Genomic DNA, 25416 nt, shown 5'->3' with positions numbered 1-25416 from the left:
GCGGCCAGGCATGGAAAAGCCCCGGGAACTGAGGTTCCCGGGGCTTTTCCGGAGGTCCTAGAAGCCGCACTCCGAGTTGCCGTCGACCGGGTTGGTCTCGCCCCACGTCGACCAGCTCGGGGCCGGGCGGTCGTCGTTCACCGGGGTCCAGGCACCGTCGATCTGCTCGTAGCTGAGCTTCTCGCCCTCGGTGACCAGGGTGCGCACGGCGTGCACCAGGCGCTCGGCGTCTTCGCTGCGCGAGCCCAGGCCGAGGCTGGCGCGCAGCGCGCCACCCGTGACGCCCAGCCGGTTGAGCAGCGGGTGCGCGCAGAACTTGCCGTCGCGCACACCGACACCGTGCTCGGCCGACAGGTACACGGCGACCCGGGCGGCCTCGTGACCCTCGACCGTGAAGCCGACCACGCCGACCCGCTCGGTGCTGTCCGACCACGCGCGCAGCACGCGCACCTGCGGGATCGACTCCAGACCCTCGAGAAGCCGCTCGGACAGAGCCGCTTCGTGCTCCTCGATCGCACCTTCGGGCAGCTCGGCGATCGCCCGGCAGGCCGCGGCCAGGGCCGCCGCGCCGAGCACGTTGGGGGTACCGCCCTCGTGCCGCGCCACCCCGGTGGTCCAGGTGGCCCGGCCCTCGGCGTTGACCGCGCGCACCGCGCCACCCCCGAGCTGGTGCGGCGGCGCCACGTCCAGCCAGTCGGAGCGACCGATCAGCACGCCGGAACCGAACGGGGCGTAGAGCTTGTGGCCCGAGAAGGCCAGGTAGTCGATGTCCAGCGCCGCGATGTCGACGCGGCGGTGCGGCACCAGCTGGGCGCCGTCGACCACGATGCGGGCGCCGTGAGCGTGCGCGATGCGGGCGATCTCAGCGACCGGGAGGATCTCACCGGTCACGTTGCTACATCCGGTCACCGCGACCAGCGCCGCCGGCCGCTCGGCCAGCGCGGCCTCCAGCGCCGCGACCGTCTCGGCCACCGTGGCCGCCGTCGGGATCAGCCGGTGCGCGCCACTCGTCCAGGGCAGCAGGTTGGCGTGGTGCTCGACGTCCAGCACGATCACCTCGCCGGCGCCCGGACCGTCTTGCGGGACCGAGGCGGCCAGCAGGTTCAGCGCGTCGGTGGTGTTGCGCGTGAAGATCGTGAGGTCGCCCGGTCGGGCCCCGACGAACGCGCCCACGGTCTGCCGGGCGCTCTCGTACAGCGCCGTGCTGACCTGCGAGGCGTAACCGGCGCCGCGGTGCACGCTGGCGTAGTACGGCAGCACCTCGGCCACGTGATCGGCCACGGCCTGCAGGGCGGGGGCGCTCGCGGCGTAGTCGAGGTTCACGGCCCGGGCCGTGCGGCCGGTCGTGCCCGGCGTGCCATCACCGGCCAGCGGCGCGGCCAGGTTGCCACCGACGACGGGCAGGAGCGGGCCGATCGGGAGCCGGGCGGGGGCGCTCGCGCGGGCGGCCTCGGGGGAGGTGTACGTGGCGATGCCGCCGGCCGGGGTGGCCACACCCTGGGTCTGGCGGTAGCGGGAGTTGCGGAAGGTGGACGCAGACATGGCGGTGCTCCTCGGATCTGGGACCCGATGCCGTCCGGGTCCGCGCTTGCAGCGGACCGGGTTCGGCCGCCGCCAGGTCTTCACCCGGAGCACCCCACCGCGGAGGAGGGTTGCCGGCCAGCAAGCCGGGGCTATGCGCTGGCACTCATGACCTGCGTCCACGTTAGGTGACGTTCTGGAAACGCTCAAGGGGTGATCCCCCAGGTCTCGCTCTGCGAGACGCGGGCGGGCCCGGGTTCGCCCGAGGGGCGTAAACGCCTGTGGTGAGCCGGGAATCGGTCGGCGACCGGAGCGTCCGCCATTGAAGGCCTGTGGCACATGTCACTCGTGTTGAAATGGTGGTGACAGCGGGTGTCGCCGCCCGGTGCTGGGATACAGCACTGCTGGTGCGCGAGGGGGGACTCGAACCCGAGTAGCTCGCTCCCCGTCCACCTGTGCAGACGCCGTTCGTGCAGGTCAGGCAGCTTCTGCTGCCGCCTGATCATGCGCTTTATCTCCGTTTCGAGCCCAGTTTGAGCCCTTTCAGGAGGCCAGCGTATTGCCTCGGCAATGGGTGGACGGGGTGCTCCTGGCTTCCCCTGCGGGCGCTACTTCTGGCGACGCTCCAAGCGGTCCAGTCGCTTGATGATGTCCTGGAGTAAGGGGAGGGCGTCGTCGAGCTTCTCCTCGATCGACTCCAGTCGATCGGTCGACAACCGGCGCGGAAGCGCAGCTACGGGATCGTCGGGGATCGTGTCCGCGACGAAGTGCCCAGCCCGTCCGCGCGCCACCAGGTAGCCCTGTTGCACCAGTTCCTGGAAGGCGAGCCGAGTGGCGCCGACGCTCGCTTCGTACTTCTGTGCGGTCGCGTCGATGGAGCCGATGGACTGCCCCGGCTTCAGCTCCCCGTCGACGATCCCCTGTCGGATCGTCTCCGCCACATCGTTCTTTCCCGCCACTCGCTCCTCCTGCATATATGCACCTGCGGTACATGGTCGCAGGAATGGGTTGCCTCTTCCATCTTCATGTATGTACTGTGTGCTTAAAGAAGTGCAGGACTTACATGAAGATCAGGAGGTGCAGCCGATGCAGGTCCCCGATGTCGCCAGAGCGGTCGGGCGCGACGAATCCACGGTGTTGCGCTGGATCTACTCCGGCCAGCTCCCCGCCAGCCGCAAGCTGCGCGGCCCCTGGAACGTCTGCGACGCCGCCGTTGCCGCGCTCGTTGCTGGCGACCCGTACGCCGATCAGGTCGCAGCGTGAGTGCCGCGACCGTCGAAACCAAAGAGCGTCGACCGATCTTCACGATCTCCAGGATCGGCGAAAGCTTGCTGGTGGCCCGACTTCTGGCCGCGATCGCCGTAGTGGGCGAACTGGGGCACGAGAACTTCGACATCGTCCCCGACCCCAGCCACATCCCCGCCGGACTGCCCACGGGCAAATGGCTCTGCCACTTCCTGGTCTTCCCGAAGGAGTAACAGTGAAGCGTCTTTTCACCCAGGCCCGTGAGGTCAGCCCGCAGCACCGCCTGGTCGGCACCGGGGCGCTCCTGGCCTTCGCCGGCGTCGCCCTCATCTACATCGCTTTCCACAGCGGCTGGCTGATGCTGATCGGCATCCCGGCGGGCGCGGGGCTCCTGTACTGGGGTCTCAGTGTCGCCAACCGGGGCCACGATGAGATCGCGGCCGAGCGGCGCTACCGACTGGCGAACCCGCTGCCCGCACCGTCGGACCCAGCGATCACCGAAACCCTCGTCCACCAGGCCGAGGCCGCTGGAGAGGGAGCGACGCGTCGGGAGGAGGCGCAGTCATGACCGTGAAGTCGCTGATCGACTGCCTCTACCGGACGGCCGAGCGGAAGGCGTGGCCCTGCAACGAGTGGTGGGCCGTGGACGTGCTCACCGACTACTGCGGCGGCGAACTCCTCGGCCTGCCCATCGTCCAGGACGCCATCGTGGTCTCCCGCGACGCGATGCACCGCAAGCACCTGGAGATCGACTGGCGCCAGCTCTGGGACGGTCTCGACGGAGCGCAGCTGAGCGCCGATAAGACCGAGATCCTCCGCGCGGTCTGTCTTCTGGGTGGAGTCGACGAGCCGTGGACTGAGCTGACCATTCCGGTGGGTGGCATTGAGATCGTCTTCCGGGCCCTGCCGGAGGCGGTGGCAGCGTGAGCTTCGAAGATGTCCCGCTGTTCGACGAACCAGTTCACGTCCCGGTGCCGAAGTCGACGTGGGTCGGTCGGGGGAAGGCTGCGAAAGCGACGTTCCCCTGCCCGAACTGCGGCAGGACCAAGCAGGTGGGCCTTGTTCCCGATGGCGACCACCTGGTGTTCCGTGCGCATCGCTGGGTCACCTACGAGGAGAGTCAGATCGAGTGCAGCGGCGGAGGAAGGCCTCTCTGCGACGCCAGGCCCACGCCGGCCGTTGGGACTCGTTGCCCGCACGAGCACCGACAGGAGAGTGCTGCGGCGTGAATGACGACAACCAGCTGAGGAGGCCAACTCCCACCGAACTGAGCATTGTCCTGGTGCGGGTCCTGGCCGCGATGGAAGACCTGATGGGAGCGGACGACGACCCACTGACCACCGTGTCGATCGACGCCAGCGGTGAGGTATACCTCCAGATGCGGGACCACAACTTCGGCCGTCGCCTGGTGGATGCCCTGATCCCTGGCGAGGTCGCCTGGAGCGGACGCGTGGCCGCCCGCATGTACGACGAGAACCTGTTCATGCACTGGATCACCGCCAAGGGGCAGCTGACGATGAGACGTCGCGAGCACCCCGTGAAGATCAGCTGCGTCGAAGACCTGACGCGCGCCGAGGCGGAGCAGCTCGACCCGTCGATCGCCGCCTGACCCAACCCACCTGCACGCCATTCGTGGCTACCCCCATGCCAAAAGGAGGACTCATGCTGCAACCCGCACCGCGGCGGCACTGGTGGGGAACCCCAGTGACTGTGGCCCTGATCCTCGTGGACTGCGCGATCGTCGGCACCTGGGTTCACAGCCTGAGGGAAGACGACGTCGAATCGACCTACACGCAGGTCGATTCGGTCCAGCTCCCGGATGACGTGCCCATGCCGCCCACCGAACCCTGGCCGGGAAGGAGGTAGAGCGTGCCCGAGCGGGTCATCGACTTCATCGCCGAGCTGGGTGCTCGGGCGGCCAGGCTGCTCCTTGTCTGGGGGGTCGCGGGGCTGCTGTTCGCTGCGGCCGCAACGCATGCCTGGGAGGTTGCGACTCGCGTCCACCTGAACGTCGTCGGGTCACTCTCGGTGATCGGCACGTTGGAGGCGTCGGGTGTTTTCGCGGCATCGAAGCTACCCGGTCGCAAGGGGCCGTTGAAGGCCCTGTGCATCGCTGTCATGACGGCTGCCGCCATCGCGATGGTCGGCATCAACCTGGCAGCGGCGCAGCTGAATGTCAGCGAGGACCCGAGCCGTCCGGGCTGGCTACAGGCGGTCACGTACGGCCTGTACCTGGTGCCCCCGGTCTTCTTCCTCGGGATGGTCCTGATCGTCGAGACCGAACCGGAGCCCAAGCCGAAGCGGCCAGCCAAGCCAAAGGCCGAGCCATCCGTGACCCGTTCGGCTACCCGACCGACCAACCCATCCGAACTCGATCGGGTACCCATCCCGGACCCATTCGGGAACCCAGCTGAGTACCCATCCGAAGACCCAGCCGAGCCATCCGGTCGGAGCCGGTCTCTGGATGACCTCCGAATCGAGCTGGCGAAGCTGATCAAGGACGGCGTCCTGCCCGACGCTCCGGCGGCGGAGCCCATCGCCAAGGCCCTGGGGGTCGGACTCCCCAAGGCCCGCAAGCTCCGAGACGAACTCAAGACCGAGGAGTCAGCACGTGCCGAAGTACAGAATCCGTGACTCGGTGATCAAGAACAGGGTCCTCGTGGCCCCGTTCCAGAACGCCGCCGACCCGGATGACCTCGACCAGTGTCAGCGTCTGCTGGCCGACCAGATCAGGCTCCGACGGCCGTACTCGCCTCGCGGATTCCTCCTGGAGATCGACACCAGGAACGGCTGGATCACGGTCGCCACCGCCCTCGCCTGAGTTCCGAGCCCCAGATTCGCGGCTCGGTACAGGGAAGAGGAGGTGGGAGGAGGAACTGCCTCCCCCCATACGCGCAGGGGCCTCCTCCTCCCACCACAAAACGCCCGAACTATGACGAAAGGAGTTCCTGGTGCGCACCGAGGTCTGGTACCCGCTGATCTGCTTCGCGATCTTCGCCGGCGTCGTGCAGATGTTCGTCGGCGCTCTTGTGGCTCTGCCCGGCAAGGCCAGTGGGTGGCTCATCTGGGGAGCCGCACTCTTCTCCGGAGCACTCATGTTGACCTCCGGGTCGTGGGCCACGAAGACGTGGATCGGCGACCTGATCGAGAAGCTCGTATCCAGCACCCCGATCATCGGCCTCGGTCTCGCCGTGGGCTTCATGTTGATCATCGTGGCCGGGCTGGCGGCCGGAGTTCCCGACGAGTGGATGGCGTACTCGGCCTCCACGATGCTCATCGTCGCCATGTTCCTGGTGCCCTCCCTCTCGACATCGGTACCCATCCGAGGCGACATCCCGGATGGGTTGAAGACGGTCGCCGACAACGCCACCCAGTTCTCGGTCGAGTTCACGGATGGGTGGTTCAGCTGATGCTCATCGGATTGCTCTTCCTCTCGATCTGGTTGGTCGGCTCCGGCGATCGGGTCGCCACGGCTGCTCGATCGGCTGTCGTCACGAGTGGCCGATCGGGTTGGGGACTGGCTCGCCAGTCGGCTGGCCAGATGGATCGCCAGGTCCGATCGGCTGCCACGCGAAGTCCCGCATCGGCCCCACGAACCGGCCCGGCGGCCATCCGAGGTAGCGGGGGAGCGGCTCCCACGGGGACTTCCAGTAAGGCTGCTCCAGCCCGTTCCGTATCGAGTTCGAACCCCGATCAGTCGGTCGCCGGAGCATTCGGCGGTGGCCTTCTCCTGATCGTCTTCCTCGGTCTCTACGGCACCGTCTCGGGCTTCGCCCAGGGCTGGAGCGAAGGCTCCGAACGTCACCGACAGTCACGCGAAGCGGGTGTTCGCGGCCCCCTCCACCAATGGCTGACCGACCTCGTCGATCGCATCCGTGCCCACCGCCAACAGCAGAACAAGGGAGGAGTGAACGAACCGGCCGAGCCGAACACCGGTCAGCCGGGCCAGCCCTGGGGGACACCCGACCAGCAGTCCACCCAGGAGAAACAGAACGCATCGAGCAGTACCCCGCCGGAGAACGGCGCAAGCCCGAACAGCACCCCGACGCCTGAGGAGGCCAAAGCCGTGACCATCAAGTCCAGCACCCCCGAGATCGCCAACACCGACGCGCTGCTGCGGTTCCTGTCCGCCCGCAACGAGGCGGTCGAAGAGATGACCGCGACGCTCGACAAGGAACTGGCGCTGAGCGTCGGCATGATCGAAGCGTGCGGCTACGACCCCGGTGAGCGAGTCCAGCCGCTGCTCGTCGCCGTCCAGGAGCAGGCCGCCCAGCTGGAGAAGATCCTCACCCCGCTGCACGAGGCGATCGCTGCCGCGCACCGCGAGGTCAAGGCCGCCCAGCAGCGCGCTGAAGTGACCCGCATCGACAACGCCAAGGAAATGCAGCCGCACCTGGCTGCCTGAACCCGCGCCCATAGAAGGGACGGCTACGGCTCGCGTAGCCGTCCCTTCGTGCGTCCCGGAACGGAGGAACGACATGAAGAAGACCCTGGCCACAGCGTTTCTGAGCGGTCTCGTCAAGCGATCACCACGGGCGAAGGCATTCCTCTTCCCGCTCGTCCTGATGGCCGCCGCGCTCGTTGTCGTGTTCACGATGCTGGCCTTCGTCACGGTCACTGCGAAGGTCTCCGCTCGGGCGCTGTGGTGGACGCTGACCGGGCCGAGGCGGAACCTGCTGGCCCCCTTGTGGCTGATCGCCTTGGTCGTAGCTGTACCCGGCCAGCCTGGCTGGTACCTGGGGGCCGCCCTGCTGCTCGACATCCTGACACTGCGGTCTGTCGTCCGCCGCACGCCCGGCCGGAAGGTCCTCGCGGTCCGGGAGCGAGCCCTCGTGGCACGGGTCCTCGCCGTCATCGCGCTGCTGCACGCAGTCGGGGCGTACACCGAGTGGAGCTGGACGACAGGGTTCCTGGCCGACGTCGTCGTCATCGCCTGCGCAGCCCCGGCGTGGTGGCGCGGCCGGCGAATCCGGCGAGGCGAAACGAACCTGAGCGACCTGAAGACGGTGCAGACCATCTGGGAGCAGGAAGTCGTCGCTGCGGTCCCCGCCCTCGAAGGCCAGTGGGTCAAGTACGACCCCGACTTGAACACGGGTGTCCTCCAGCTGGATCGGACGAAGGCCAGCGTGGCGGCCAAGCTCGACGAGGACGTGGAGTTCGCCCTCAAGCGGGGGCGCGGCACCGTCACCATCGCCGACGACCCAACGCTCGGGAACGTGACCCTGGTGCGGATCGCCTTCCAGGAGCCTGAGCAGATCGCCGCCGTTCGCTATTGGGCCGGGTCAACGTTCGACCAGAAGACCGGCACGATCATCGCTGGGTATTCGGCAGGTCAGGTGCCCGTGCGGCTGCCGATCCGCTCGAAGTCCGGCGCGATGCACATGGCCGTTATCGGGCCGTCCGGCAACGGCAAGGGCGGCTTCGCCCGTCTGGTCCTGACCGAGCTGATCCTGCTCGACGACGTGCTGGTGTTCGTCATCGATGGCAAGGGCGGCGCGGGTGTCCCGTCGGTGCGCGACCATGTCACTGAGTACGGCCGCAACGCGAAGCAGTGGGAGAAGATCGTCGACCGGGTGGTCGCGATCCTGCGCTCTCGCAAGCAGCGGTACAGCGACGAAGGCTGGGACAGCTTCCGCCCTGGCCCCGGCGAACCTCAGATCGTGCTGTGGATCGACGAGTCGAAGAACGTGTTCGCGGCCAAGTCCAGCCTGATCGACAAGCTGGAGGAGATCGCCTCCCAGGGAAGATCTCTCGGCATCTCGCTCTGTCTGGCTACCCAGTTCGGTGACCAGACCGGTTACGGCTCAACGGAGATCCGATCCAACTTGATCGGCATCAACGGCAGCCTCTGGGCGGGCAAAGCGATGGACGCGGTGGGCCGCAGCCTCATGGCGCAGAACTTCAACATGAACACCGATGCGCTGCCGATGGCTCCGGGCTGGGCGTTCCTCCGGTCAGCCGGAGACACGCAGTCTCCACCGATGCGCACCGCGTTCATCCCAACCCGTCGCGACATCGAGGACGACGAGGAGTTCGAGGCCCCGTTCGGCACGATCGAGGACTGGCTGACGCGGGCCATGTTCCCGGACCTTCACGTCGCCGACGAAGCGGCGGCCCTGCTGGTCGGTCCGCTCTGCGGACGCGAACCGCAAGAGGCCATGGATGAAGCGGGTCGGCCGGCGATGCCTAGCGGGAAGAAGGATTCGAAAGGTAAGGCAGCCGTGCGCGAGGCTCTCGCCAGTCAGTCGGCCAGGAAGATGGCCGCCGTCATCGCCAAGCAAGTGGGCATGACGCCACGTCATGTCCGAGACATCTTGGAAGATCTTGCACGGGAGGGTTTTTGCTCTAAAGACGGCAACGGATTCTGGGCTACTGAAGACCTTTGGGGTCAGCTGGGGGAACAGGATGAGAGAGAGGCTGCATGAGACGGAGGCCCAAACAGAGGCAAGAGTCCGGTAGGGAAACGCAGGGAGCAGCGAAGGACTACTCTGGGTAAAGAGGCGGCGGAACTCGGGGGAGAAAATGTCGACAGGAACCGGTGTACGGCAGGACGAGATCAACTCGCTCGTCCGACAGATCAACAACTTTCTACTGTTAAGCGACCAGGCTTTCGATTGGCTGGCAAGGGAAGAGGGTCGCGAATTCTCGCCGTCAACCTATGGTCAGCTCATATATTCGCTGCGATATATTCTGCAACACCCTGCTTTAGGGGAGGGGGAGCTCCGGGAGGAGATCCGTCTCGTTGCTAGTGCTCTGCGATCCGGGCAAACTGGGCAGTTATCATGGGGGAATTTCGTAGGCGAATTCAAATCCTCGATTGCTCGACTACGACAAGCCCTCGGCCGAGGAGTGCTGAAAGGCTGGGTGGCTGACGGATATATCGAGTTCGTTCCACGGCTCGATTTTGGCCCAGTTCCCGGTCGCTTTAGGGCCTCCACTCATCTTGCTGACGGGGCGCTCTACATCTCTGACCCTGTACCGCCCGAGGTGGCACGTGAGCTAATAGAGGCACTCCGGCAGGTAGCCAAGGCGGTGGGGCAGGAAGTTATCGCGATAGGCCCACCGCTTCGTGGCTCTTGGTTCCAGCGGTTCTGGGTGCACGTGCTAGGGGTTAGCTCGTCAGACGAGACCCAACGTGCGACACGTCGACTGGCGCAGGGCCTGGAAGACGCCCTGGTTAACGAGAAGGCTGCCGCCATAGACAAGGCGCGATCCGAGACGACACTCAACCTGATGAGGGCGGCAGAGGGGGTCAACAACTTCGCGGCGGTGCTCGGGGACGTGCTGCTGATCAAGATCACGGACAGCCTTGACCGATCGCACGTCCACATCAAGACCCTGACAGCCAACGAGCGACACGTGCTCGAAAGGAACGATTGGACAGCGCTTCGCGACCCAGAGGCTCTCTTGATGAATCTTTCCAGTGTCGCTCAGACGGCGACCTCCGAAGTTCCCAGCCGTGTGGACGGTGCTCCGCCTGCCTGATCGCGGTTGATCCGCCACCTGGGTGACTCGCACCCGATCGCGCGGTTCTGCCCGTAACAACTACAGCGAAGAGCCCCCACCTCCGACGTGACGTCTGGAGGTGGGGGCTCATGTACATCGAACGCAGAATCTTGATCCTTGTCGTCGCAGTGGTGGCCCTGATCGGGGCGGTCCTCTTCGTCGGCCTGGCGCGGAACAACTCCTCAGACGGGTCGTCGAGTGGTGGCACCGGCGGCGGTGGTAGCGATGGAGAGCTTCACGTGGCCGGGAGCATCATCATCATCATGCTGCCGGTGATCGGCGGCGGTACGCCCACCACCTGCGAGGAGATGGGTGAGAACTTCGAGATCACCGTGTCCGACGGAACCGGAGCCCGGCTCAAGCTGCTGGAGCTGACCGACCCGAAGCAGACGACCTCGGGCAGCCCGCCCTCCTGCGACTTCAAGTTCGCAGGTGATATCAGTTCTGACTCCGACGTCTTCGACGTGACGGCAGGGCCGAGCAGCAACAGTCTCTACAGCAACATTGCCCCGTCTAAGCAGACCGTCTCTCGGGACAAGTTGGGGTCCGTGCCCATGACGCTGACGCCGTTCTAGCCGACGGCAGGCGCGACTATCTGACGACGGCCTGGACAAAGAGGTTCTGGATCGAGCCGTCTCCGACGGGCTTGGGCGCGGACATGGTGATGCCGTGCAGTCGCCAACCGTCGGCGAGGTGCTCGTTCACGTCTTCGGTTAGGCGGTCCGGCCCGCGCGAGTGCAGCAGCTTGTACTCCGTGACCTCGTCCATGGCTCCTCCAACGTGATCGAGCGGACGGTTTCCTAGGTGGCGCCCGCGAAGTCGGCCAAAGCCCTTAACTGTCGCCGATTTCGGCGATCTCGCTTCAGCATCCCGGCCAGCATGTCGTTGACCTTCCGCGTGAACAGCAGCTGCTCCGGGGCGTGAACCCTGGCTTCGGTGAGCGCCTCAATCGCCAGATCGTCCTTGCGGCGCAGGTATTGAGCCCAAGCCACCGTGATCAGGTGGGAGGCGCGCCGCTCGGCCAAGTGTGCGGGCAGCCGCTCGGTGTCGACCGCGTCGGCTGCGCGCACTGCCTCCGTCGGGTCACCCAGCTCCAGGTCCAGCCACACCCGGTGGATCGCGACGTTCGTCGGCCCGAAAGCGAACCAGAAGTGGTTGGCCTCGCCCGCCACCTCGGCTACCTCCTGGGCGCGATTCAGATACTCAGATACGTGTTGGCGGTCGTCGAGGCTCGCTGCTGCCACTGCTCCCTTGAGTAGCAGGCTGCCGTAGACGCTCAACGCCTGGGGAGACGCGGACTGGATGTCATCGACCAGCGCATCGGCGGCGCGCATCGGTACGTTGTGCGACTCCTCCAGTTCGCCGGCGTGGCGAAGGACCACCGCCCAACGCCAGGCCGCACCAGCCATCAGCAGCGGGTCGCCGCTTCGATCAGCTGCTGCGCTGGCACGTTCGGCCGCGATCCACGGCAGATGGACCTCACCGATGCGGTCGAGCATCCCGGAAGCCAGCCGGTATGTGAGGCTGAGAAGCCGCAAAGAATCTGGCGTTTCAGAGTGACTCACGAACCAGTGCACGTCGTGCAGCAAGTCGGGAAGTAGCGGCCCGAGGTCGCTCCAGCGTTCAGTCTGGGAGTAGCCGAAGCCCCGCTGGATGTCCTGCGAGAGGGTCCATGCATCCACTTGCCGACCGTCGCTGTCTTCGGTGCTGCCGACTCGGCGCATCATCGCCGACCGGATCGCAGGCACCCACTCGGGTGCGGTGCCGATCGTGCCGTTGTTCGCGACCTGACGAGGCTTGGCGAAGAACGGCGGAGGCAGCAGCAGTGACGGCTCGATGCGCAGCACCCTGGCCACGTCCACGATCGTTGTCAGGCGTTCCACCGACCGACTACCGCGCTCGATCTGGCTCAGCCACTCCTCGCTGCGGCCGAGCAGCCCCGAGAGCACGCTCTGCGACATGCCCCGGCGTTTGCGGTGGTAGGCGATGCGCTCCCCAACGCTGGCGTCCTCCGACAAAGCCATAGCTGTGAGCTTACGACCCCCAACAATCTGTTGGGGAAGCGTTGTGACCTGGGATTTACGTTCTTCTCACAGCGGGCCGCTTCGTCACACGACGTGTCAGGAGGCACTGCACGCTCTACGGAGGGGGACGAGCGATGCTGGCGAGAACCAGAGTCTCGAACGTGACTCACACGTGGTGCCTGGGTCAGCCCAGTGACCACCCGCGAACAGCTCAGCGCCCGACCGTCCCAATCGACGGGGTGGCGCGCGGGCGCTGAGCGCTCAACCCCGGTCCCCGCATGAGCAAGCTGCGTCCAGCCGACGCCCGCTGCTACCTCGTGCGGGGACTGGGCTCCAATCTGCACGTACCAAGCCCATGAGGGAGGGCGCTCGTGCTCGACCGCGAAGAAGCACATCACCAGCTGGTGTCACTGGGACTCCAGGTTCGATTCGTGACCCGGCTCGACCGCCTGGTCATCGGCGCCGAAGCCCCGACCCTGGCCGTTCACCTGCGACCGACCCTGAACGGGGCCGCCGAGCGTGAGCACGCCCGAGAGATCGCGGCGAACCTTGACGGTGTCACCGAGGCCGAGTTCGCGGTGGCATCCGGGTCCAGGTCGGTCCTCCTCCTGCGGCTGCGAACCCCATGAACACCCGTCGCGGTCGACATCCCTCCGTCTGGCCGCGACGGGGCTCAACCCACCGGACGTTCCAGCGGGGGACGGCCGGCGGAGCCAAACAAGGTAACGACGAAGGAGCGGTGACGATGGTTCAGCACGGGGAGTGGTTCAAGTCCAGCCTCAGCCAGGACGGAGGAGGCTGCGTGGAGGCCCGCTTCACGCAGGAAGGCGTGGAGGTGCGGGACAGCAAGAACCCCGGCGGTCCGAAGCTCGGCTTCACGAACTCTGAGTGGGACGCTTTCCTCGGAGGGGTTGCGCTGGGAGAGTTCACCGGGGCCTGACGGTGAACGATGGGCTGGGGCCGAATTGTGGCGGTCCCAGCCCACATTGGCTAACTGAGACGGAGGTTCGAGTGCGGCGAGGGATTGAGAACAGGGACGTGACAGACCTTAATGTGAGGGAGACGCGGCGTCGTCTTGCTCCGACCGAAATCTCTGTCCTCCTCGATATGTTCGAGCGGATGTCGAGTGATTCGGTGGCAGCCGTGGCTGCCTGGACTGAATCGGCTGCGCATAGTGGCGGAGGCCGGTTGGTGCTGGTCGCCCCGACCGGGTCGAAGGCCGACCGAGGACGCAAAACCCCGCAGGCTGCGTACGCCTCTGAAGGGTGGGGAAGGTTCCGGCCGGAGAGGGAATTCGTCGAGCCCGACGATGATGCGGCCGACTGACGAGAACGCCGCCCCAGCAGATAGGACTGGGGCAGCGCCCGTCGGTGGTTGAACTACGCGGCCGTCGCGCTGCCCGAACCCGAGCGCCAACTCAGATGGGCATCGACACTGAGATCGGCCGTGCGCAGGACTCCCCAGAGCCAGCGAACGAACCAGGGGGCCAGCGTTGCGAAAGCCATGACCTCAAAGGTCATCGGTGCTCCTAGCGGTTGATGCTTGGCACCAAGACCATCGGCAGCGAAAGGCTGTTATACGCTAACGGTGACGGCTCTGAAATCGTCATCGCTACCGCGCCTTGCCGGTGGCACGGAGAGGCCGAGTGTTTGCGCACTCGGTCTTTCTCCGTTTGGTGAGGCACTGGTTGGCGCCTGAACATCAGTGAAGCATGGATCTTCGCCGTCGCGCTCACCCATCGCGCAGCCTCGGTCGCTAAGGTCATGCACTGTAGGGCGGCTGTAGACCGGTCGTAAGTTGAAACGAGACAGCCGCTTTCGTCGTGGATGCGTTGGCAATTCGTTGTGGACTTCAAACAATATCCCTCTCTCTCAATAGTTCTCGCTCACGAGGAGGGACCGAGGCGCGTTCGAGCGATGAATGTGTCGCATCGCCCCCAGCATGGCCGGGCCGTTAGTGTCCACCGTAGAGCCCTCTACGGCCTGTGATAGGTGTCACGCAGAAAGCCGCCCCGGCCCTTCGGGTGAAGGGTCGGGGCGGCTGCGGATAACTCAAGACTTCGGGAAAGCGCTACTGGAACTGCTTGGGGACCTCGACGGCTGGGACGTGGGGCAGGCAGCCGAGGTCGTCGTACTGGTCCTTGGCGTACACCCGGTTCGACCAGCCGAGCGCGGTGACCGGATCAGGCTGGGCCTTGCCGTTCGGGAGCTGAACGGCTCCGGCCTGGAACCGCCATGAGGCACACTGGCTCGCGCGTAGAGCGTCGTTCGACTCCGCGATCGCCCTGCTCGATGCCAGGTCGGCCGCCCGCTGCGAAGCCGTGTTCACGCTCTTGTTCAAGGCGATCGCCCCGACGGTGAGCGCGCAGATGCTGACGATGAGGCAGATCAGGCACCCCGTCACCAAGGCTTGGTCTCGCGACCACCAGCGCTCCCGAGTCGCCACCGTCATTCCAGTCTTCCTTCCAGGTCTTCAATCCGGTTGCGGAGCGACTCGATCTCGCGATCCTTGAAGGAGAGCAGCTTTTCGTACTGCTGGAGGATCGCCTGCCGCTCTGCGTGCTGTCGATCGGCTTCAGCGAGGGCCGCCTTCTCGGCCCGCTCGGCGTCTTCGGCGCGCTGCTTGTTGATCATGTTTCGACGAGCCGCGTAGAAACCGATGGCCGGTCCGGCGATGCTCGTGATCGCCGTTGCGATCAAGCTGGCCAGGGCAGCATCCACACGTCACCTGTCCCTGAAGGTGGCGCCGGTGAACGGCGCACGTACTTGGTGGAACCCCGTCGGAGCTGCTTACCCACGCAGCAGCTCCGACGGGAGATTGGGAAAGTGGGAGGCCGCGGCCTCCTCGGCGCGATTACGATCAGCCGACATGAGCAGCTTCGGGGGAAGTGACGACCGTCAGGCGTTCCAGTGCCTGCACTGCGGCACCCATACCCACGGCAAGATCGCGGTCTCGACCTACTTCACCGAGAAGGATGAGCCGGGCACGTACCACGTCAGGTACCAGCTGGTTCAGTGCAGCGCCTGCGGCGACTACTCACTGCTGGTCGCTGACTACCTCGGCTCGTGGTACGACGACACCGACCCTTATGACAACGGTACGCCTGTGTATCCAGCTGCACCGAAGTCGATGGACCGCACGGTCCCGAAGTCGGTGCGGGACTGCTTCCTGGAGGCGCGGGTCTGCCTGAAAGCCAAGGCGTACACGGCGTCGGCGATCATGTGCCGCAAGACGCTGGAGGCCCTGGTTGTCTCGCGGGACGCGAAGAAGTCCGACCTGGCCAAGTCCCTGGCGGAGCTGAAGCGGAAGGGCGACATCGACGAGCGCCTGTACCAGTGGTGCGACGCGCTGCGGCTCGCTGGCAACAAGGCCGTCCACGAGACCGAGGAAGCACCGTCGCCGGTCGACGTCCGCGACATGAACGACCTAGTCGAAGCGATCATCGACTACATCTACGTCTTCCAGGCCAAATACGAAGCGTTCAAGAAGCGCCGCGAGGAACAGGCCGAGAAGGACACGAGCACGCCTGTGCCGACGGCCTGACCTCAGCGGACGGCACTGAGGTAGAGCGTCCCTGACGAGGCGATCGCGACCAGCGCCTTCACCGTCAGAGTCACCTGGGTCGTGGTCTTCGTGACCACCTGCCAGCTGACGGAGCCGAGCAGCGAGCTGGTGCTCGGCTCGACGATGACACCGTAGGTCGTCGTGGTCATCGGAACATCCCAGGTCCCGGTCACGCTGGCGGTGCCGCCGAGCAGGAGAGTAGGGGCCGTCACCGTGCAGTGGCTCGCTCCAGCAGCCGCGAGCCCCTGAGGTCCGGTCGCCCCGGTGAAGCCCACTGCTCCGGTGGCCCCGGCGGGACCAGTTGAACCGGTCATCCCCGATGCTCCCGACGAGCCGGTCGGACCTATCGGCCCGGTCGGCCCAGGAGCCCCGCTACTACCGGGGGCACCGGTCGCTCCGGACGCCCCTTGAGAACCAGGTAGGCCCTGCGGGCCAGTGGCGCCGACCAGCCCGCTCGGGCCCGACGGCCCGGCGACACCGGAGGCTCCAGTTTCGCCGCGTGGCCCGCTGGCCCCGGTTGAACCGACGGGACCAAGCTGCCCCGTCGCTCCGGGAGGCCCCTGTTCGCCGGCCGATCCGGGAAGCCCTTCCGGCCCTGTCGAGCCTGTTGCCCCCGTCCGGCCGACGTCCCCGGTGCGCCCTTCGGGCCCGGTGGCACCGGATGGGCCTGGTGAACCGCTCGGCCCGACGACGGGAGTTCCGCCCTGCTCGTCGACGACCGTGGTCTTGCGGATGACGCCGTAGACCTCGCCGAACATGTTGCTCATCGGCCGACCTCCACGGCGTAAGTGGCGTCCTCCGCGCAGATCATCTTCACCTGCTGGACGAGGCTGCCGTTCCAGAACTCCGACCGGGCGGGGAAACGACGGAAAGAGAGGACCACGCGGCAGTCTTCGCCCATCACCGTCGGGTCGACCCCGTCCAGTCGGACGTAGAACGGGCTGGAAGCAGAGACGTTGACGACGTAGATGCTGGCGCTGATCGGGATCGACCCGAGATCGATGGTGGCCACCTGGTTAGCGGTCAGGGCGCCGTGTCGGGCTCGCATGCGGTCTCCTGGCTTCAGCCCGGTTGGACGGACACAGAGTGGATGAGGTCCAGCGGGTCCTCGGTGCTCACCGGCGAGATCGTGTAGGGGCGTCGGGCGACGCGAGTCGGCCGCAGGAACTCCTCCACCCGATAGCTGAACGTGGGGGCGAAGTCCGGGTCGTTTCCGATCGGCAAGATCACCGCGATCGTGCCGTCCTCGTCGAGAGGAACATCCACCGGCGTTGGGACGAGCAGGGTGGTGCCGTCGTCGGAGTGGACGAAGGACAGCGGGGTGAAGCGGACTTTCCCCCGCGCCGGGGTCAACGTCACCAGGTCCAGGTATCCGGCGACCACGGTGATCGTGGTCATCGAAGCCAGTGGGAAGGCCATGGGGGACCTTTCAGGCTGGAGCGACGGTCGTGACGGTTCCGCTGGGGCTCACGTACTTCAGAATCCCTGCCTGCACGAACAGGTTTCCTGCACCGGTGGTCGCAGCGGGAGCATTGGACAAGCTGGTGAGCGTCACAGCACCCGGCACCTTCACGGCTCCGACGAAGGCCCCGGTGACGGTGATGTTGGCTCCCACCGTCAGGTTTGAGCCGAGAACCGTGTCACCTTCGATGTTCGCTCCGCCGTGCACGGTGATGGCTCCGTCGAAACTGCCGCCCGAGTATGCGGGTGCCGAGACATAGCTGGCTTCCACGCTCTCATTGACGATGACGCTGCCACCGACGCTCAGACTGCCTTCCACGTCGGCGTTTTCGTCGACGTCGAGAGAACCGACGACCGCGCTCTCCTGGACGGTCAGGTTGGCTCCAAGGGACGTGTTGCCGGTGACATCGAAGGTGGACGCCACGGTGACGGGGCCAGTGAAGGAGCCGCCCGCTTTCAGCATGTACAGGGCCAGATCGGGCACGTTGGTCTCCAGAGGGACGGTGGCGAGCTGAACGGTGGTGCCGTCGTCGGCTGGGGTGAGCAGCAGGTAGAACGGAGGCCGCCCGAACGAAGGGGCGTCGAGGCGTTCTTCCACCAGGTAGGCGACGAGGGGGAGCGTGAGCTGGTCCTTGCCGACAGGCAGGTCGACGTCGAGGAGGCCGTCAGCATCCAACGTCACGGCTACCCGGTTCGGAACGAGAAGTTCGTCAGCCGCGATGTAGGCGGTCGGCGTGAACCGCACCGTCCCTGTGCACGGGGCACCGTCGAGAAGGTTCCGGTAGGCGATCTGAATGTTCGCCGATCCGATACGCACATGCTCACGCTGGCCAGTCGCGGCTCCGCTCACGGCAGCCGTCGTGAAGCCCAGCATGGGTCCTGCCACCTGGGCAGGAATGACGACAAGTCCGGGATGGCCGACCAGGGTGTTCGACGCCGGCGGCGCCGCCTTCGTTGAGCCGAAGCTGGCTTCGCCCGCTTGAGCCTGGACGACGCCGGAGGCGATGAGGCCGTTCGCGAAGGCGCCTATTCCGGCGGCTCCGGCCAGTGCGTTGATGTAGCTGACGATCGGCGGCCCGGCCACGGTGTAGATGGCTGCGACGGTTCCGGCGGGCGCCGTGAGCGAGCCAGTGGCGGTAGGACCGACAGTGCTCCGGCCTGCTCCCACGGTCCCAGCGGGCGCAGTCATCGAGCTGGTTGCGGTGGGCCCGAGAACGGTCGCTACGGGAAAGGCCGAGTCGAGGGACAGTTCGTCGACGTCGAACTTGCCGTTCTGGACGGAACCGGTGCCGAGGGTGATCCCGGTCCCGGAGCCAGCAGAGGAAATGGACGAGTCGGTGGCGGTGACGTCCCAAGAGCTGGGTTCGGCAGTTCCATCAAGCCAGACACGAGCCTTGAGAGCCGTGCCGACGACACCGAAACGGCACCAGTACCAGGTGTTCGCAGAGAACGACTTGGTGACGAGGTCGGCGGACGTCCCGGTCGGCAGGGTCGCGTTGGTGTAGCTGGAGCCCTTGCCGATGCTCATCTGTCCGGCGGGACGGTTCAGTTCAACCCAGTAGCCGCCCTGGGAGTCGAGCGATGTGTTGGTCGAGCGGACATACCACCTGGGGTAGCACTCGTCGCCGGTCGGCCAACGAAACTTGAACAGGACCACCGCGTCGGCGGGTGCGGTGATGTTGACCCGGCGGGCGACTCGAGCAGACCCCGATGTTCCGGTTCCGGTGGTGAGACGACCGGCGTTGCCGACGATCGTGGCCGAGCTGCCGGTGGGGGAGGAGCCGGTGGTCCAGGTGCTGGCGGACCAGGCCGTACCGTCGGTCCCGGTGAAGCTGTCGGAGGCAAGGCTGGTCATGACTCACCTCAACGGTCGACGACAGGTCCGAGTGCGGGCGGAACTCAGGTCAGGAGACGGTCCAGGTGATCAGTCCACCCGTGGAGATCGTCAGCGTGAAAGGGCCGGAGGAGGAAGCAATGTCCGCCCCAAAATCCCAGTAGCAGAGAACCGGCCGCACAGAGTCGGACGCTGGACTGGAGTCGTAGAAGACGGCATACCGGGCGGTGAGAGTCGAAGTGGCCCAGGTGACGTCATCGCAGTCGATCGTGAGCGTGTTCGTAGTCGAGTTGTAGGCTACGGTCACCCCGGTCAGGGCGGCCCCGCCGGCGGTGTACCCGGTGCCGGTGATCTCGTTGGTGATGCTCGACCTGTATCTGTGCGTGTCCTGGTTTGGAGTGTAGGAGCTCGTGCACAGCATCACCTTGAGGGCGTCGCTGTCGATGTCGATCTCCTTGTTCGCCAGCGACTGCATGGCGGGCCCGTACATGAAGGCGCTAACGGCCATGATTTTCTCCTACTGGTTAGGCATTTCGGATGATGACGTCATCCACGAACACGCGGGCGTTGGCCGTGCCGTTACGGATGCACAGGCCGACCTTTCCGGGCGCCGTGTACGTGGAATCGGTGACGCTGACGTCCCAGCCGCTGGGTTCGGTGGCGCTGGCCAGCCAGGTGCGGGCGCGAATGGTGGTTCCGATGGCCTGGAATCGCAGCCGGTACCAGGTGCCCGCCGTGAACGTGGCTGACTTCGACGCGAGCGGAGTTCCGCCGTCGTTGTAGGAGACCTGCCTGGTCAAAAGCCACGTGGACTGCTTGGAGGCCAGCCTCATTGAATAGCAATTGTTGCCGTCGACGGGGTCCGTGTCGTGGCGGACGTTGATGTCGAAATAGGCTGTCGAAGAGTCGAACTTGAACGAGAGGGCGATGTTTACATCGGCCGTCGACGTGATGAGCGCCTTGCGGGTGACGGTTGCTGCGCCGCTGTTCGGGCCGGTCGTCGATGTCTGGAGGACGCCCACACCCGACAGGAGCGTGGCGCCACCACCGCTGCCGGAAGAGGCGTTACGGCCCTGACCCCACTTCGAAGAGTTCCAGCCGGTGTTGTCGGTTCCGGTGAAGTCATCGGACATGAGGACGCTGGCGTCGGTACTTCCGCCAGACGGTGTCGGTAGGAAACTCGAACCGGACCAGACGCGAACGGTGGGCTGTGTCGTCGTTGTCAGCGTGCTCGTGTCGAGCCACAGGTCGTTGATTGACCAACCGGCGGTGCTGGGAGCAGCTGACCCGACGAAGCGATACCCGGCTGATGTAGTTGGGTTTCCGACCTGCTCGATCGTTCCGTCGGCTTGAATGCGTCGGATAACCACTACTGGTTGCCCCATCTGCTGGATGACCGATACGCAGCCTCAGCGTTCGGGTACTTGAAAAGTTCGTGCTCCCAGCCGGGATTGCCGGGGTGATAGAAGTACGACTCGTAGGCGAGGATGTCGCTGTTCGCCTTGCACCACTCGAAAGTGTCGCTGATGTAGAGGACGTCATCGCCCCCGCCGGTGCCGTTCTCGGCGGGCAGTGCGATCAGGCCCCACTCATCCAGGGACATCAGCTTGCCGTTAGCGCGGCACCAGGCTGCGATCGAGTTCCGCTGCGGACCAGACCGGTTGTACCAGATGTTCTTTCGTGTCTGGTCGTTTCGGAAGCCGGGGGATAGGTCGTAGCCGTCGAATCCGACGATGTCGATGTGGTTCTTGAGTGCGCCCAGGACCTGCTGCCATGACATGCCGCCCTGGTTGTCCCAGTCGGAGTTCAAGCAGATGTTGACCAGGATGTTGGGTGCCTTGGCCTTCACGCGGTTGACGCAGTTCTTGAAGGCGTCGATGAACGTCTGGGCGCCACCGCCGGCGCCCCACGACCAGGGATACCAGTTGCCGTTGCACTCGTGAGCCAGCCGCAGGACGAGCCGGTTGTTGTTCATCCCCGCGTTGACGATGTTCTGGCCGACGGTGTCCCAGTGGCTGTTGTTGGCGCCCGACGCCGTGGCCTGGTTACCACCAGAGGACTTGGGCTGAGGCGGGATGGTCCAGACGAAGATGCCTGGCCAGCCCTTCCAGCTGTCGTAGAAGGTGTCGTGGCTGTTCCAGTCGGCGGCGCCATCGTTGAAAACCAACATCACGTCGGACAGTCGCCCCCGGTAGGCGCCGAAACCTGCCTGGCCGGACTGCTGCCACTGGTCCCAGCCCTTCGCCGATGAGGCGGCGAACGCCCCTGAGTTCCAGGGCAGCTTCGAACGCTGGGAGTGAACGTCGGCAATCTTCGCGGCGGTACCGTTTCCACCGGTGGTCGGCGGTGTGGGTGTGGACGGGATGGTGACGGCGAACGACTCCTTCGGCCCATCGGTCCACGCCGACTGATCGGCTCCGCCGGTCCGGTTGAAGGTGCCGTAGGCGGTCCATGTGCCGGAGACACCGGCGGTGAGGCTGCCGGTGAGAGCCAGGCTGCCATCCACGCTGACGTTGGCGCGGCGCCCGGTGTCCGCGTTCTGGCCGGAAGGTCCGCGGACGGCGATCTGGGCGAAGGCGAAACTCTGAGCGCCACCCGTCGTCGTGAGGGTCGTCGAGACCGAAACACTGGCGCCGTTGACGGTGATCGTCGGCAACGCCAGCGCGGCGGACTTCGAGGGTTCCGTCGGGTCCGGCTCCGGTTCGCCGGTAGGCGGCGTACTCGGGTCTGGAACGGTCGGCACGATCAGCGGGTCGATGTCGATGTAGTCCAGGCCACAGCGAGCCTGCTCCGGGACCGTGGTATTCCCGATCCAGAAGATCGGCACCGTGGGGTAAGAGTCCGTGACGTCGGCCTGGTACGGCCACTGGTTCCCGGCAGCGTCGAAGAAGACCATCCGGATGGTCTGGTCCGCAGCCCGCTGCACGGACGGCATGTCCGAGCCCGCGTGAGTGTGCGACGCCGGCGGTTCACCCACGCCCAACTTACCGTCGAGAATCGTGGCCAGGTCCGTGCTCACCAGAAGCTGCCGGTCGGTGAGGAGCGCCGACTGTGCCCACATCTGGGTGACGCCGTCCGGCCCCAAGAATCGGGGAATCCTGCCGAACGAATCTGTGCCGATCGAGGTGACGTTTGCGCCGTCGGACACCTGGACCAGGTCGGTGTACTGCTGACCTGAAGCGGCGTCGCTCCAGAACGTGACCTCGGATGTCGGGGACAGGTACAGGACACCGAGGATGGACTCCACAACCACGTCCGTTGGGCTTGCGCCGAAGGTGTACCGAGCCACGGGCGTAGGCCTTTCGGTCAGGAGCCCCAGCGGGCAGAGTTCTTGTAGGCGGCAGCAGCACTGGGGTAGGCACCGGGAATCATCCGGTGCTCAAGGGTGTCGGGGGCGCCCTTGTCCTCGTAGTAGCCCTCGTAGGCGAGGACGTCCTTGATGCTGTTGAAGACGCCGTACATCTGGGTGATGAAGTAGGGGTTGTCGGCGCCGCCGCCCGCGCCACCCCCGACGAGTCCCCACTCTTCGACGCCGATCTGCTTGCCGTTGGAACGGCAGTAGCTGACGATGTCGTTGAAACCAGGTGCCTCGTTGAGTGTCCCGTTCCAGTTCCCGGTATTCGTTGCCGGGTACCAGTCGTAGGTGTCGTATCCGATGACGTCGAAGTACGCGCCGTACTGGTGGTTTCCGAGGAGCTGGTTGTAGACCGACTGCCAGGTCGTGCCGGAGCGTGACTGACCGCGCGTCATGTTGATGCTGATCTTGATGTTCGGTGCGTACTTCTTCACCGACGTCGAGAGGTTCTTCATCGCCGCGACGAACGACTCGACCGTGTTCGGGGCGACCTTTGTTCCGCGCTCGTTCCCCCAGGCCCACTTGTACCAGTAGCCGTTCACCTCCCAGATGCGAAGGATGAACGTGGAACGGTTAAGGCCCATCGCCGTGAGCTTCTTGCCGAAGTCTTCCCAGCGCGTGTTGTTCTGGCCTGCGGCCGTCGCGGAGTTGTTCTGCGCGCCTTCGGTTTCGGGCTGAGGCGGGATCGAATACACGATGTAGCCGGGGAAGTTGGCCCACGACGCCGGTACTCCGTTGAACATGTCGTTCCACGTCTGGCGCTTCGGGAAGTGCAGGAAGCCGTCGACGGACCGCCCACGCCACGTACCGAAAGCGTTCGCGAGGTTCACGGTGTTGTCTGGGTTATCGGAGTCCCAGCGCGCTACACCAGAGTTCCACTGAATGCCGGAGCGATTGACCTTCGGGACGGAGGCCGATCCAGTGGGCGGAGTGGTGCCTCCGTTGCCTGTGTCTGGTGGAGTCAGCGTGACGGTGAACGTCTTCTTCGGCCCATCGACCCAGTCCGACTGCGCGGAGCCGCCCGTCTTGTTGTACGTGGCATACGCGGTCCACGTGCCTGAAGCTGAAGCGGTGAAACCGCCGGTCAGGCTGAGAGTTCCGTCGACGGTCACGTTCGCCCTGTAGGCCACGTCATTCGTCTGTCCCGATGGACCACGAACCGCGACCTGAACGCGGGCAAACGTCTGCGGGCCTCCCGCGGTAGTGAGCGCAGCGGAGACAGTCACCGCAGCGCCGTTAATGCTGGCGACGGGGGTGCTCATCGCGATAGTCATCGTCGGCTCGTCGGGGTCCTCGACCGGGTCCTCGGTGGGCTCCTCGGTCGGGTCCGGGATATTGGTCGAACCACCGTGGTTGGTGGCGTCGAGCTGGTCGACGTAGTCCAGGCCCCACCGTGCTTGGACGGGGAGAGCGGCGTTCCCGTACCAAAACATCGGCGTTGGAGGGTAGGTCGGTGTCACATCGGACTGATACGGCCAGGTGTTGCTCGCATCGTCGAACATGACGCAGCGCATCGTGGCGTCGATCTGCCGCTGAAGAGAGGGAACATCGGCGCCAGAGTGCTGATGCGGGGAAGGCTGGGCTGTCTTATCGAGCTTGGTATCGACGATGCTGCCCAGGTCCGTTGACTCTAGGACGTAGCGATCGGTGTCACCCATGTCGATCCAGACCTGGGTCACCCCGTCGGGACCGTAGAAGCGAGGAAGGCGACCCGAAACGCTCGTGGTCAGAATGGCTACCGTCGAGCCGCCGAACTCCAGCTGGAGATCCGTGTACCGGGTGCCAGCAACGGGGGCGCTCCAGACCGTCAGATCAACCTCTGGCTGAACTCGGACAGTGGCGTCGTCCGCCGGGTAGTTGGTCTGGATGGCGAAGTCGGCCGGCGACCCGCCGAAGAGGTATCGAGGCATGCGGTGGAGGGCCTTTCGCGGGTGGCGGCCAAGAGGCGGCTCAGGAGGGGACGAACGTGACTCCGTTGAGGGAGATGTAGTCGCCCTTGTTCATGGCGTTGCGGCAGCGGACCTGGCCGTCGGCCTCAACGTCGATGCGCGCCTTGTTGCCGGATGAGGCGGTGAGGAAGATCTGGGTCGCACCCGGCCGGTAGCCCGCTGGGAACTTGAACATGACCTCGTCGGCGGACACGGCGGCGGAGCACTCGATCAGCCCGCGACAGGTGACCAGCCCATCGGGGAACTTGGTGAAGGCGGGGCGGCTGTACTCGGTGGCCGAGTGTTCTTTGAAGTGCGCAGTGAAACCGGGACCGGTCGAGATACGCGTGAAGGCGCTGAAGCCAGCAGTTTCAATGGTGATCGGCCAGATCTGCGTCCAGCCGGAAGCGGCGCACACCCAGAGCTTCCCTGGGGTGTACATCAGCTGGCCGAGCTTGCCAGTCGGCTTTCGGTCGCCGTCGCCCATCACGAGGCCCTGGTGCATGACGAACTGTCGCCGGTCGGTGATGTTCGTGGCGGTGATGTTCGTGGCCTTGGCAGGGACCTGCACAGCGGCGATCGGCATCTGCCAGACGCCATTGATGACCCTGGTGAGGGCCGGTGCCGCCGAGCCGCCGGTGAGGTACTTGGGCGTGACCTCGTTCGTCGCCTGGTTGGCCTCCAGCACCACCGTGTCGTTCCGGGCTGTAGCGCCGGATGCGTTGCTCGGTATCGACAGCGTGATCGCCTGGGAAGCTCGGTAGTAGAAGCCGTTGATGGCTGCTTCACCGGCCGAAATGGTCACCGTGCCTGCGGTTCCTGGTGTGACCTGAAGGTCCGGTGCGTCGTGGTCGAGCGTGGAGTTGACGACGCCTTCCTGGTGGCCGAGAGCCCGGTTGAACCGTGCCCACTGCTCTTCAGTGGCGAGCATGGAGGTGGCGAAGGGGAAGGAGCTTTCGCCGGGGTTGGCCACGAGGG

At 65.6% G+C, this 25416-nt stretch carries 32 protein-coding genes and 1 riboswitch; of the genes, 16 read left to right on the top strand and 16 right to left on the bottom strand.

Annotated elements, in window-relative coordinates:
- Positions 1-57: 57 nt before the first annotated feature.
- Complete coding sequence (locus tag J2S57_RS05120; RefSeq protein WP_307238881.1) at positions 58-1542, bottom strand: aminotransferase class V-fold PLP-dependent enzyme; 1485 nt, start codon at positions 1540-1542, stop codon at positions 58-60.
- A 37-nt stretch (positions 1543-1579) separates the two neighbouring features.
- Positions 1580-1695: riboswitch (SAM riboswitch) on the bottom strand.
- A 434-nt stretch (positions 1696-2129) separates the two neighbouring features.
- Positions 2130-2495 (bottom strand): GntR family transcriptional regulator, encoded by a 366-nt coding sequence (locus J2S57_RS05115; protein WP_307238879.1) that lies wholly within the window; start codon positions 2493-2495, stop codon positions 2130-2132.
- A 112-nt stretch (positions 2496-2607) separates the two neighbouring features.
- Between J2S57_RS05115 and J2S57_RS05110 the strand changes: the two genes are divergently transcribed.
- The 13 genes from J2S57_RS05110 (at position 2608) to J2S57_RS05050 (ending at position 10847) form a co-directional block, all read left to right on the top strand.
- Positions 2608-2784, top strand: a complete 177-nt coding sequence (locus tag J2S57_RS05110; RefSeq protein ID WP_307238877.1) for a MerR family transcriptional regulator — start codon at positions 2608-2610, stop codon at positions 2782-2784.
- The gene (locus J2S57_RS05105) at positions 2781-2999 is read left to right on the top strand and encodes a hypothetical protein (protein WP_307238875.1); all 219 of its coding nucleotides are present in this window, start codon (positions 2781-2783) and stop codon (positions 2997-2999) included. The genes J2S57_RS05110 and J2S57_RS05105 overlap by 4 nt, the downstream gene beginning before the upstream one ends.
- Before the next feature lie 2 nt (positions 3000-3001).
- Entirely contained in the window at positions 3002-3334 is a 333-nt protein-coding gene (locus J2S57_RS05100; protein ID WP_307238874.1) for a hypothetical protein, read from the top strand.
- Positions 3331-3693 carry a hypothetical protein gene (locus J2S57_RS05095; protein WP_307238872.1) on the top strand — a complete coding sequence of 121 codons (363 nt, stop codon included), beginning with the start codon at positions 3331-3333 and terminating at the stop codon, positions 3691-3693. The genes J2S57_RS05100 and J2S57_RS05095 overlap by 4 nt, the downstream gene beginning before the upstream one ends.
- 298 nt (positions 3694-3991) lie before the next feature.
- Positions 3992-4375 (top strand): hypothetical protein, encoded by a 384-nt coding sequence (locus J2S57_RS05090; protein WP_307238870.1) that lies wholly within the window; start codon positions 3992-3994, stop codon positions 4373-4375.
- Positions 4376-4428: 53 nt separating this feature from the next.
- Positions 4429-4632, top strand: a complete 204-nt coding sequence (locus tag J2S57_RS05085; protein WP_307238868.1) for a hypothetical protein — start codon at positions 4429-4431, stop codon at positions 4630-4632.
- A gap of 3 nt (positions 4633-4635) precedes the next feature.
- On the top strand, positions 4636-5400 hold the full coding sequence (locus J2S57_RS05080) for a hypothetical protein (RefSeq protein ID WP_307238866.1): 765 nt from the start codon (positions 4636-4638) through the stop codon (positions 5398-5400).
- Positions 5378-5587, top strand: a complete 210-nt coding sequence (locus J2S57_RS05075; protein ID WP_307238864.1) for a hypothetical protein — start codon at positions 5378-5380, stop codon at positions 5585-5587. The genes J2S57_RS05080 and J2S57_RS05075 overlap by 23 nt, the downstream gene beginning before the upstream one ends.
- 130 nt (positions 5588-5717) lie before the next feature.
- Positions 5718-6176: a hypothetical protein gene (locus tag J2S57_RS05070; protein ID WP_307238862.1), complete on the top strand. Its 459-nt coding sequence runs from the start codon at positions 5718-5720 to the stop codon at positions 6174-6176.
- Positions 6176-7171, top strand: a complete 996-nt coding sequence (locus J2S57_RS05065; RefSeq protein ID WP_307238860.1) for a hypothetical protein — start codon at positions 6176-6178, stop codon at positions 7169-7171. Before J2S57_RS05070 ends, J2S57_RS05065 begins: the two co-directional genes overlap by 1 nt.
- Before the next feature lie 73 nt (positions 7172-7244).
- Positions 7245-9191: a hypothetical protein gene (locus tag J2S57_RS05060; protein ID WP_307238858.1), complete on the top strand. Its 1947-nt coding sequence runs from the start codon at positions 7245-7247 to the stop codon at positions 9189-9191.
- A 97-nt stretch (positions 9192-9288) separates the two neighbouring features.
- Positions 9289-10251: a hypothetical protein gene (locus tag J2S57_RS05055; protein ID WP_307238856.1), complete on the top strand. Its 963-nt coding sequence runs from the start codon at positions 9289-9291 to the stop codon at positions 10249-10251.
- Between the two features lie 110 nt (positions 10252-10361).
- Entirely contained in the window at positions 10362-10847 is a 486-nt protein-coding gene (locus J2S57_RS05050) for a hypothetical protein (RefSeq protein ID WP_307238854.1), read from the top strand.
- A gap of 16 nt (positions 10848-10863) precedes the next feature.
- Here J2S57_RS05050 and J2S57_RS05045 read toward each other — a convergent pair whose 3' ends face one another.
- Both J2S57_RS05045 and J2S57_RS05040 read right to left on the bottom strand, forming a co-directional pair.
- Entirely contained in the window at positions 10864-11040 is a 177-nt protein-coding gene (locus tag J2S57_RS05045; protein WP_307238851.1) for a DUF1737 domain-containing protein, read from the bottom strand.
- 32 nt (positions 11041-11072) lie between these two features.
- Complete coding sequence (locus tag J2S57_RS05040; protein ID WP_307238849.1) at positions 11073-12296, bottom strand: helix-turn-helix domain-containing protein; 1224 nt, start codon at positions 12294-12296, stop codon at positions 11073-11075.
- Between the two features lie 431 nt (positions 12297-12727).
- Here J2S57_RS05040 and J2S57_RS05035 point away from each other — a divergent pair, with 431 nt between their 5' ends.
- Complete coding sequence (locus J2S57_RS05035; protein ID WP_307238846.1) at positions 12728-12925, top strand: hypothetical protein; 198 nt, start codon at positions 12728-12730, stop codon at positions 12923-12925.
- Positions 12922-13236 carry a DUF397 domain-containing protein gene (locus J2S57_RS05030; protein WP_307238844.1) on the top strand — a complete coding sequence of 105 codons (315 nt, stop codon included), beginning with the start codon at positions 12922-12924 and terminating at the stop codon, positions 13234-13236. Before J2S57_RS05035 ends, J2S57_RS05030 begins: the two co-directional genes overlap by 4 nt.
- Positions 13237-13675: 439 nt before the next feature.
- On the opposite strand, the gene J2S57_RS05025 is transcribed toward J2S57_RS05030, so the two are convergent.
- The 3 genes from J2S57_RS05025 to J2S57_RS05015 all read right to left on the bottom strand — a co-directional run bounded on the left by J2S57_RS05025 (position 13676) and on the right by J2S57_RS05015 (position 15016).
- Positions 13676-13801, bottom strand: a complete 126-nt coding sequence (locus tag J2S57_RS05025; RefSeq protein ID WP_307238842.1) for a hypothetical protein — start codon at positions 13799-13801, stop codon at positions 13676-13678.
- A 565-nt stretch (positions 13802-14366) separates the two neighbouring features.
- The gene (locus J2S57_RS05020; protein WP_307238840.1) at positions 14367-14747 is read right to left on the bottom strand and encodes a hypothetical protein; all 381 of its coding nucleotides are present in this window, start codon (positions 14745-14747) and stop codon (positions 14367-14369) included.
- Positions 14744-15016 carry a hypothetical protein gene (locus tag J2S57_RS05015; protein ID WP_307238837.1) on the bottom strand — a complete coding sequence of 91 codons (273 nt, stop codon included), beginning with the start codon at positions 15014-15016 and terminating at the stop codon, positions 14744-14746. The genes J2S57_RS05020 and J2S57_RS05015 overlap by 4 nt, the downstream gene beginning before the upstream one ends.
- Positions 15017-15164: 148 nt before the next feature.
- Between J2S57_RS05015 and J2S57_RS05010 the strand changes: the two genes are divergently transcribed.
- A complete protein-coding gene (locus tag J2S57_RS05010) occupies positions 15165-15839 on the top strand; it encodes a DUF4145 domain-containing protein (protein ID WP_307238835.1) in 675 nt (224 codons plus the stop codon).
- Between the two features lie 2 nt (positions 15840-15841).
- Here the strand turns inward: J2S57_RS05010 and J2S57_RS05005 are convergent, their stop codons facing one another.
- From J2S57_RS05005 to J2S57_RS04965, 9 genes are all read right to left on the bottom strand, one after another.
- Positions 15842-16009, bottom strand: a complete 168-nt coding sequence (locus J2S57_RS05005) for a hypothetical protein (protein WP_307238833.1) — start codon at positions 16007-16009, stop codon at positions 15842-15844.
- Positions 16010-16623: 614 nt separating this feature from the next.
- On the bottom strand, positions 16624-16908 hold the full coding sequence (locus J2S57_RS05000; protein WP_307238831.1) for a hypothetical protein: 285 nt from the start codon (positions 16906-16908) through the stop codon (positions 16624-16626).
- A gap of 14 nt (positions 16909-16922) precedes the next feature.
- Positions 16923-17258, bottom strand: a complete 336-nt coding sequence (locus J2S57_RS04995; RefSeq protein ID WP_307238828.1) for a hypothetical protein — start codon at positions 17256-17258, stop codon at positions 16923-16925.
- 31 nt (positions 17259-17289) lie between these two features.
- Positions 17290-19176 (bottom strand): hypothetical protein, encoded by a 1887-nt coding sequence (locus J2S57_RS04990; protein ID WP_307238827.1) that lies wholly within the window; start codon positions 19174-19176, stop codon positions 17290-17292.
- Between the two features lie 49 nt (positions 19177-19225).
- Positions 19226-19663, bottom strand: a complete 438-nt coding sequence (locus J2S57_RS04985; RefSeq protein ID WP_307238825.1) for a hypothetical protein — start codon at positions 19661-19663, stop codon at positions 19226-19228.
- Between the two features lie 16 nt (positions 19664-19679).
- Positions 19680-20288: a hypothetical protein gene (locus J2S57_RS04980; RefSeq protein ID WP_307238823.1), complete on the bottom strand. Its 609-nt coding sequence runs from the start codon at positions 20286-20288 to the stop codon at positions 19680-19682.
- 236 nt (positions 20289-20524) lie between these two features.
- Positions 20525-22402, bottom strand: coding sequence for a glycoside hydrolase family 26 protein (locus tag J2S57_RS04975; RefSeq protein ID WP_307238821.1), 1878 nt, complete (start codon positions 22400-22402; stop codon positions 20525-20527).
- 59 nt (positions 22403-22461) lie between these two features.
- On the bottom strand, positions 22462-24420 hold the full coding sequence (locus J2S57_RS04970) for a hypothetical protein (RefSeq protein WP_307238818.1): 1959 nt from the start codon (positions 24418-24420) through the stop codon (positions 22462-22464).
- Between the two features lie 40 nt (positions 24421-24460).
- Positions 24461-25411 (bottom strand): hypothetical protein, encoded by a 951-nt coding sequence (locus tag J2S57_RS04965; protein ID WP_307238816.1) that lies wholly within the window; start codon positions 25409-25411, stop codon positions 24461-24463.
- Positions 25412-25416 lie beyond the last annotated feature (5 nt).

The organism is Kineosporia succinea (genome assembly GCF_030811555.1).
In the GTDB taxonomy this organism is placed as follows: domain Bacteria; phylum Actinomycetota; class Actinomycetes; order Actinomycetales; family Kineosporiaceae; genus Kineosporia; species Kineosporia succinea.
Note: the sequence above shows the minus strand (reverse complement) of the source record. Positions and strands in the feature narration are given on the sequence as shown.